We start from the raw sequence: 7,923 nt of genomic DNA on the forward strand, positions 1-7,923 counted from the left end.
CGTATTGAAATGGAACCAATAAAACTTTATTACGACGCCTTTATCTTTGATATGGATGGAACATTAGTAAACTCCGAGCCGCTCAAAGGCCAAGCATTAGCGCTGACCTGTAAAGACTATGGTTCCATCGTTGACCACCGTATTTATCAAAATGTAATGGGTATGAAATGGGAAAATGTCGTTCAGTATTTTTTCAAAGTTGGAGAAATCGAACCAGAGAGACAAGAGTTTAACGATAAATTTAAGGAACATTATCAATTACTCCTTTCACAAAGATTATCTATCAATAAAGGTGTCGTTGGCCTCCTACAGCAACTAAAATCTTCTGGGAAGCGATGTGCGGTTGTAACTTCTGCGCAACAGTGGATGGCTAACCAAATACTGGAAGCTTGTAAACTTGAGCACTTGTTTGATCTTGTCATCGCTAAAGAGCATGTTTCAATGCACAAGCCAGATCCGGAAGCTTATTTGTTGGCGCTATCTAGATTAAATGTAACCGCAAGTAAAACCATTATCTTTGAAGACTCGGCTCCAGGACTTCAGGCTGGTTTAGCTAGTGGTTGTGAAGTCATTGCATTTCAACATTCTTTCAACATAAACAATGATTTTTCAGGTGCGTTAAAAATCATTGATGATTTCTCACTTGTCAGTTAAGACCAAAATGCTCACCCTAAGTTTATTTGACTTATTGTATGACATATATCACAGCAACTTGTACCCAAATGATATTAAAATAGAAATCCCCCACTCAAAGATAAAGAGACGAATGAACACTACCACCACTCTTGTTTATGACACTTTGAAAAGCCTTGCTGCTCACGCTCCTGAGCAACATGCCGAGATTCGCCAGCGTTTATATGAGCAGTTGAGCCTGCCATTTAACAAGCAGCTCTCGTTATACGCTAATGTGCTTGGTCCTATCAGCTCAGGTAAGTTAGCGGGATGCGACAATATTGATAAAGCGGTTGAACTGGCACTGGATGTGCTGGAAGGCCGAAATAAGTAGTCCCCCCTTTAATACGTAATATAACGGCCCAGATCTTCCCCCAGATCGGGCCGTTTTTTTATTCTCGTCATCTATCTATTTGAATTTCAGGCACAAAAAAGGCGTAGATGATCCACGCCTTTTGTTTTAGTAAGTTCTATGTTGTTTATGAAGTCTTGAACTGCGCGACCGCTTGGTCCATATCGTTCGCTTGCTCTGCTACCTTGTCCACTTCAACTAAGCAATGCTGCGCCGAAGCGTTATTGTCGTTCGAGATAGTGTTCAGCTCAGTAATTGAGTCACTCACTTGCGCCATTACTGCGCCCTGCTCTTCAATCGCTGAAGCAATACGTTCTGAATTACCTTGGATGCTTTCCATGTCGCTCAAGATAAGTTGCAAGCTCGCATCCAGCTCTTCCGAATCTTTCAGCGTTAGTTGACCTTGTTGATTACACTCGCCAATCTCTGTCATCGACGCCTGCATCTGGCTTTGAATTGCACTCACCACGGAAGTTATCTCTGTGGTCGATTGATGCGTTCTGCTTGCTAGTGCGCGTACTTCATCGGCAACTACCGCAAAGCCACGACCTTGTTCACCCGCACGTGCTGCTTCAATTGCTGCGTTCAATGCCAATAGGTTAGTTTGTTCTGCAATGCCTTGGATGATGTTTACTGCATCGCCGATCTGGTCAACATGATGGTTCAGTGAACTGATCGAATCTTGGCTGCTTGAAAGACGTTCAGACAACTGGGTGATGTTGCTGATGGTTTCAACCACCACTTCACGGCCTTTATCGGCATTCACTTTCGCTTGATGTACACCTTCAGCGGCAACCGATGTGCTTTCAGAGATCTCGCCAATGGTGAGTACCATCTCTTGAACTGACGTTGTCATTGTAGATGTGTGATTTGCTTGAACTTCAAACTGTTTGATTACTGACTCTAGCTCATCATGCATGTTCGATGTGCTTTGTGTCAGTTGCAGTGACTTAGATTGAGAGGCAGCGATAAGCCCTTCCAGTTGATCCAACAGTTGGTTGAAGTATTGGCCTAGCGTGCTGAGTTCGTCTTTACCATCTAGGTGAGAGCGAATAGACACGTCGTTTGAGTTAACGATATTACGGATAACCGAAAGCAGTGACTCAATTTTGCCAATGATAGAACGGACGATTAACCAGCTGAACAGAATGATCGACACAAGTAGTGTGACGCAAAGGATGTTGTTGATCAGCGATAGTTTGTCCATCTCTTGCTGCGTTTGTTGGTCTAGCACCGCCGAGAATTCTTTAAACTGAGTCTCGATAACGTGCGAACCAGAACGCGCTTCGCCTAGCAGGCCTTCGTTATGCTTCAAACCGATCACGCGCTTTTGCTCAACCACTTGGCGAGCAGCGTCTATCAAAGCCGCTGAGCTACTCATATTTGAAGTTATAGAAAGAACACTCGGGTCAAACTCCCCCTTCTCAATTAAGTCATTGAACAGGTAAAGCTCGATTTTTTGTTCCGCACTGGCTGTCGCGCTGATGTTATCGAGCAAAACATGAAACTCGCCTAGCATACCTTTGTCACGTGATAGCCCATAGACTTCGCTCGCTTTAACTAAGTTAACAAAGCTGGTGTGGTAGGTTTCGATGTCTTCACGTAGGTGTGTGCTGTTGGCTAAACCTAAATCACTGAGCACTGTATCTAGCTCAGATTCAAACGCTAAGAATTTTTTGTAGTTTACGTCGAACTTGTCGAGGTATTTCATATCGCTACGCAGTAAAAAATCTTTCTCGTTACGGCGAAGGTTGAGCAAACGCACTTCAAGCTCTTTGGTAATTTGTTTGGCTTCGCTCATTTGAGCGGTGGTGTCTGCAAATTGTGATGTGGTAAACAGCAGTGAAATCATGCCGAAGATGGAGAACATCCCCAACGAATAGAGCTTTTTCTTTATGTTCATATACGTGGCTCGTCTTTACTAAATTAACTATGAGTATCCAAATAAATCGCATCAAAGAATGGATATCCAACTTGCGCGACCTGATTATTGTTATATTTTTTGTATCAGTAATGAGCACTAAATCTAGCGACTGTTCAGCCCACCAGCAGTGACATTCTCAATGGTATTCAAACAGAGAATGAATCTTTTCACTAAAGATAAAAGCATCAATAACACAAATTGAATACATGTACATTAGTTGAATGATAAAAGTGAGAGACAGCTATTTGACGGAACATAAATGGCTTGAATGTCATGGTGTACAAGGCATTGAATTAAAAGACTTTGACGCACATTTGGATGCATTATTTATGATGACATTTTTTTGGCTCTCCAGAAGAGCACGAGCGAAGCGCAATATTGGAGGTTTTGACTTGGTTTTTAAACAGTGAATCCGTCTATTGATGATTGTACAGTAGAGCGTAAACGGCGAAAAAAATGGACCTACTCAATTCGAGTCAGGTCCATCTTTTGATTTTCTAGTCAATCGCTTTGCAGCTAAAGAGTTAGGTGCGAATTCAAGGCTGGCTAAAACGCTTTTACCATCTTGGTTAGGCACTTCAATAACACCGCTTTCTCGTCTTCTTCGATATCTTGCGTCAGCTCATTAACCAAATTCAAGTGAAGCTGATTGTGGTGAACGTGTATCTTCTGCCCTTCATCCGTCAAGGCAACCACAATCGCACGACGATCTGTTGGGTGTTCATGGCGCTCAATCAATTCAGCTTTAACCAACTTTTCTATTTGAACAGTAAGTGTACCCGTGGTAATACCCAACTTTTCAGCGAGCTCTTTCATTCTTAACGCACCATGCATACCAAGTACTTCAATGGTGTGTACTTGAGCCAGGGAATAACCCGTCTCTTTGACAACAGACTGCTCCCACGAAGACATTTTATCGTAGAACTCAGTCAGTATTTGGTTAAGCTGTTCTATATTTCGCATGGTCGTTTGAATGCACTTCAAGAGTAAGATGATTAATCTTATCAAACTTGGCGAGCATTTGTTTATATTCAGAGACGGTTTTATCACTGTTTGATTCAAGAGTAATCGCTGCTGAATAGTGATGCCCACTCACCTTCCACATATGGAAATCGGTGACCGACGCATAAGGCGTTAAGGTTTTGGTCACTGAGTCACGATAATCTTGGTCGATATTCTCATCCAGCAGGATTGGGCTGGTTTGTTTCATAAGGTTCATCGTCCACTTAGCAATCACGAATGCGCCAACCATTCCCATTGCTGCATCTAACCAGTTCCAACCGTAAAACTTACCAAATAGCAGCGCAACAATCGCAAGCAGCGAAGTTAGAGTATCCGCCAACACATGCATGTAGGCTGCGCGTAGGTTGTGATCATGATGGTGTCCGTGATGCTCGCCATGTTTATGACCATGGTCGCTGTCGTGCTCATGGCTATGTGAATGACCGTGATTCTTACTATGATTGTGGCCATGCTCGTGTCCGTGATCATGATGGTGATCGCCAAGTAAAAACATACTCACCACATTCACAGTTAAACCAATACAAGCAACGATGATCGCTTCATTGAACTGAATCGCTTGTGGGTTAAACAAACGATGTACTGATTCCACCAGCATCAACAATGCCACAATCCCCAATGCAATCGCGCTGGTGTAGCCCCCTAACACGCTGACTTTGCCAGTACCGAAAGAGAAACGTTCGCTCTCGGCATGTTTCTTCGCATAACGGTATGCAAATAAGGTGATACCAAACGCTGCGGCGTGCGTCCCCATGTGCCAACCATCGGCAAGCAATGCCATCGAGCCGTAAATAGTACCTGCAACAATTTCGACAACCATGGTAACGACGGTCAATAACAGGACATAGAACGTGCGTTTCTCACCTTGACTGTTATGTGAAGAAAAGTTGTGTTGGTGACGTGTTGGAAAACTCAAAATGGCGTCCTTAGCTTGTGTTTGTGGTTAGATGATCGTTGCAAATAAAAGCCCTTTGATTGACAAGTAATTTGACGATCAAAGTAATAATTTGAAATTTAGTTTGATTGTCAAACTTTGTCAACGATGAATTTTGAAACTCTGATTTGCGGGACGAATAGTTGATGGTGAGCGCTAGTTTGTTCCAAAGATTATTGATTCAGTAAAAACGAGGCTTTCCAGGGACAAGAAAGCCCACTCGAGGTGGGCTGATTGAGTCAAACTCAATGATTGTATTTATTTGTTTTGCAATGAAATAATCTCATCATTCACCCAACCTAACAGCTGCTTGGTTGCTTTCGACAAGACTTGGTTCTGCCGAACAATATAACCAAGACTGGTGCTCGAGAAGTTGGTCAATGGTGTCACTTTCGAATGCAGGTGCTGCTTGGTTGATACCGCAAACTCCGGGACAATAGCCACACCAAATCCCGCTTCTGCCCAGTCGATTTGAGCATCGACACTCCCTACTTCCATCACCCTATAATTAGGTAGATTAAGGCTTGGTAAACCTTCATCAATAAAGTCACGCGTTCTCGTATCATGACCTAGTAGAATCAAAGTGAGCTCTGCATCAGAGTCTCGGATATCAAACCCATCGCCAAGCGCACACCAAGAAAGCTCTTGCAGCTTAGTGAAATACAAAGACTCGTTGTGCTGCTCTTTGGCGATAACAAAACCAATATCCGCTTGAGCATTTTTAACTAAATTCGATGCCTGAGATGACGTGGTATTCAAGAGCGTAAGGTCAATACCGGGATACTGCGCTTTGAACTTCTGGAACGGACGAATTAGCAAAAATCGAGAAATGATGTCACTTACGGCAATGGTTAACGTCCCTATTTTAAGGTCGTTAATGGCATTGAGATCGGCCTGACAAATCTGCAGTTCGAGTAGCGTTCTTTGGCTTGTTTCCAATAGCCGTTCACCCGCTTGAGTCAATTGAAAAGGGCTTCTCTCTATCAACTTTATGCGTGTTTGTTGTTCCAGTTGTTTTAGGTGCAAACTCACATTGGGTTGTGTCATGTGCAGTGCATTGGCCGCTTTCCCAAAATGCTTGTACTCCGCAAGCGTCACAAACGTCTTCAACAAATTAATATCGAGCATCATGTCCTCTCTCTCGTGTCACTAATATCATTCCCTAAAAGTAAAGAATGCCCCATCGTCATTCCCTACAGTGAGGAACGAACGTGATAGGGAATCTCGTTTGTAGCTTAAGACTTTAAGGATATATGAAATCCTTATCAAGATAATAAAGATAATTAATTTCTCTTATCCACCTTGTAGGCCTAACATGATTCCTCAATCAGTTAGGAGAAAAATTATGCCATCTATCGTTGTTGTGGGCGCAAACTGGGGTGATGAAGGCAAAGGCCGCATCGTCGATTTTTTAGCAGACCAAGCTTCTGCTAGCATTCGTTTCCAAGGCGGAAACAATGCAGGTCATACTGTGGTAAATGACTTCGGTACATTCAAACTGCACCAACTACCTAGTGGTATTTTTAATCCTAATTGTACGGCGGTTCTTGGCCCTGGCATGGTGATCAGCCCTGCTGCGCTAACTGAAGAGATTGCAGAAGTTCAAGAGGCTGGCATCAAAGTGAAAATGGCGATCGCAGATCGTGCGACACTGTGTCTCCCTTTACATGCTCTTGAAGATACGCTTGAAGAAGAGCGTTTGGGCGATGGCGCTTACGGCTCTACACGTCAAGGCATTGCACCAGCGTACGGCGATCGTGTAATGAAGAAAGGCATTCTTGTCGGTTGGCTGAATCAACCTGAAATTTTAGAGCAGCGTATTCAATTCCTACTTGATTGGAAGATGCCTCAGCTTAAAGCGCTCTACCCTCAATGTGACTTCTCCCAGACTGCTTCTGAAATGACAGAATGGCTACTTGAAGTAACTAAAGCGTGGCGCCCGTTCATCTGCAACGTAACTGAGCCGCTTAAAGCGCTGCAATCACAAGACGCAAACCTACTGTTTGAAGCTCAGTTAGGCGCAGGTCGCGACCTTGTCTACGGTGAATACCCTTGGACAACATCTTCGAATGTAACCGCAGCTTATGCTGGCATTGGTAGCGGTTTACCTGCACTTCGTCCTGAACGTGTTATCGCTGTTGCTAAATCATTCAGCTCGTCTGTTGGTACTGGCACGCTAGTAACTGCAATGGAAGAACAAGACAGCTTCCGCGAAAGCTCTAACGAATACGGCGCAACTACGGGTCGACCACGTGATATGGGTTACTTTGATGCAGTGGCAACTCGCAACGGTGTTGACCTGCAAGCTGCAACGGAAATCGCACTGACTAAGATTGATTGCCTGTCTGGTTTGTCTGAGCTTAAGATCTGTACTGCTTACTCAGGAGAGCACACAGAGAACCCGATTTGGCCACAAACGGCTGAGCTAAAGCCCGTATATGAAGATATGGCTGGCTGGGATGAAGACATCACGGGTTGCCGCACGTTTGAGAGCCTTCCTCAAGCAGCGCAAGATTACGTTACTCGTATCGAAGAGCTGATGGGTGTGCCAATCGTGATGGTATCGGTAGGTCCAGAGCGCGAGCAAATGATCATTCGCGCTTAGTTTAGAAGACGACAAGATCTACATCAAAGCCCACATTCAGTGGACTTTTTTGATTGTTCATAAAGAACGAGATAACACAAGGAATTACAGACACAAAAAAGCCCACACTAGGTGGGCTTTTTTGTTTGTTCATGAAGAACGAATTTGGTGCCGCTACTGGACTCTACTATCTACCCTATCCGATTGATTAAAATAAATATTATAAAAATAGAGTTTTAGGATGTTACTTCTGGTGTTACTTAAGTTTAGAACTGACCTTATTGAACCTTGTTACAGTCCAATGCCAGCTCAAATTAGCTTCAAACTATTGCGATTTAGGTTTAGGTTCAGACAAACAGCCCATCTACCTCAATAGTAATACGGCTTTGTTGCGTAATTCAATGGAACTAAATCAAGAACCTACGATCTGATCAGCT

7 protein-coding genes are annotated in these 7,923 nt (G+C 43.6%); 3 read left to right on the plus strand and 4 right to left on the minus strand.

The features are described 5' to 3' along the window. Window positions 1-9 precede the first annotated feature (9 nt). Window positions 10-654, plus strand: coding sequence for an HAD family phosphatase (locus tag AB6E51_RS14415; RefSeq protein ID WP_065583616.1), 645 nt, complete (start codon window positions 10-12; stop codon window positions 652-654). Between the two features lie 112 nt (window positions 655-766). After that, entirely contained in the window at window positions 767-1,006 is a 240-nt protein-coding gene (locus AB6E51_RS14420) for a PAS factor family protein (protein WP_004733935.1), read from the plus strand. 145 nt (window positions 1,007-1,151) lie between these two features. On the opposite strand, the gene AB6E51_RS14425 is transcribed toward AB6E51_RS14420, so the two are convergent. The 4 genes from AB6E51_RS14425 to AB6E51_RS14440 all read right to left on the minus strand — a co-directional run bounded on the left by AB6E51_RS14425 (window position 1,152) and on the right by AB6E51_RS14440 (window position 6,033). Beyond that, the gene (locus tag AB6E51_RS14425; RefSeq protein ID WP_372058417.1) at window positions 1,152-2,876 is read right to left on the minus strand and encodes a methyl-accepting chemotaxis protein; all 1,725 of its coding nucleotides are present in this window, start codon (window positions 2,874-2,876) and stop codon (window positions 1,152-1,154) included. Between the two features lie 618 nt (window positions 2,877-3,494). Continuing rightward, window positions 3,495-3,911: a MarR family winged helix-turn-helix transcriptional regulator gene (locus AB6E51_RS14430; RefSeq protein WP_017059185.1), complete on the minus strand. Its 417-nt coding sequence runs from the start codon at window positions 3,909-3,911 to the stop codon at window positions 3,495-3,497. Further along, a complete protein-coding gene (dmeF, locus tag AB6E51_RS14435; protein ID WP_017059184.1) occupies window positions 3,889-4,884 on the minus strand; it encodes a CDF family Co(II)/Ni(II) efflux transporter DmeF in 996 nt (331 codons plus the stop codon). Before dmeF ends, AB6E51_RS14430 begins: the two co-directional genes overlap by 23 nt. Before the next feature lie 276 nt (window positions 4,885-5,160). After that, window positions 5,161-6,033, minus strand: coding sequence for a LysR family transcriptional regulator (locus tag AB6E51_RS14440; protein ID WP_017059183.1), 873 nt, complete (start codon window positions 6,031-6,033; stop codon window positions 5,161-5,163). Window positions 6,034-6,247: 214 nt separating this feature from the next. Here AB6E51_RS14440 and AB6E51_RS14445 point away from each other — a divergent pair, with 214 nt between their 5' ends. Then, on the plus strand, window positions 6,248-7,507 hold the full coding sequence (locus AB6E51_RS14445) for an adenylosuccinate synthase (protein WP_372058412.1): 1,260 nt from the start codon (window positions 6,248-6,250) through the stop codon (window positions 7,505-7,507). The last annotated feature ends 416 nt before the right edge of the window (window positions 7,508-7,923 follow it).

The organism is Vibrio sp. 10N.247.311.47, from assembly GCF_041467535.1.
GTDB lineage: Bacteria > Pseudomonadota > Gammaproteobacteria > Enterobacterales > Vibrionaceae > Vibrio > Vibrio crassostreae_C.

What these genes read in the sequence shown, in the direction of transcription:
- AB6E51_RS14415 (WP_065583616.1), top strand. Translation starts at nt 10, where the DNA reads ATGGAACCAATAAAACTTTATTACGACGCCTTTATCTTTGATATGGAT.
- AB6E51_RS14420 (WP_004733935.1), top strand. Translation starts at nt 767, where the DNA reads ATGAACACTACCACCACTCTTGTTTATGACACTTTGAAAAGCCTTGCT.
- AB6E51_RS14425 (WP_372058417.1), bottom strand. Translation starts at nt 2,876, where the DNA reads ATGATTTCACTGCTGTTTACCACATCACAATTTGCAGACACCACCGCT.
- AB6E51_RS14430 (WP_017059185.1), bottom strand. Translation starts at nt 3,911, where the DNA reads ATGCGAAATATAGAACAGCTTAACCAAATACTGACTGAGTTCTACGAT.
- AB6E51_RS14440 (WP_017059183.1), bottom strand. Translation starts at nt 6,033, where the DNA reads ATGATGCTCGATATTAATTTGTTGAAGACGTTTGTGACGCTTGCGGAG.
- AB6E51_RS14445 (WP_372058412.1), top strand. Translation starts at nt 6,248, where the DNA reads ATGCCATCTATCGTTGTTGTGGGCGCAAACTGGGGTGATGAAGGCAAA.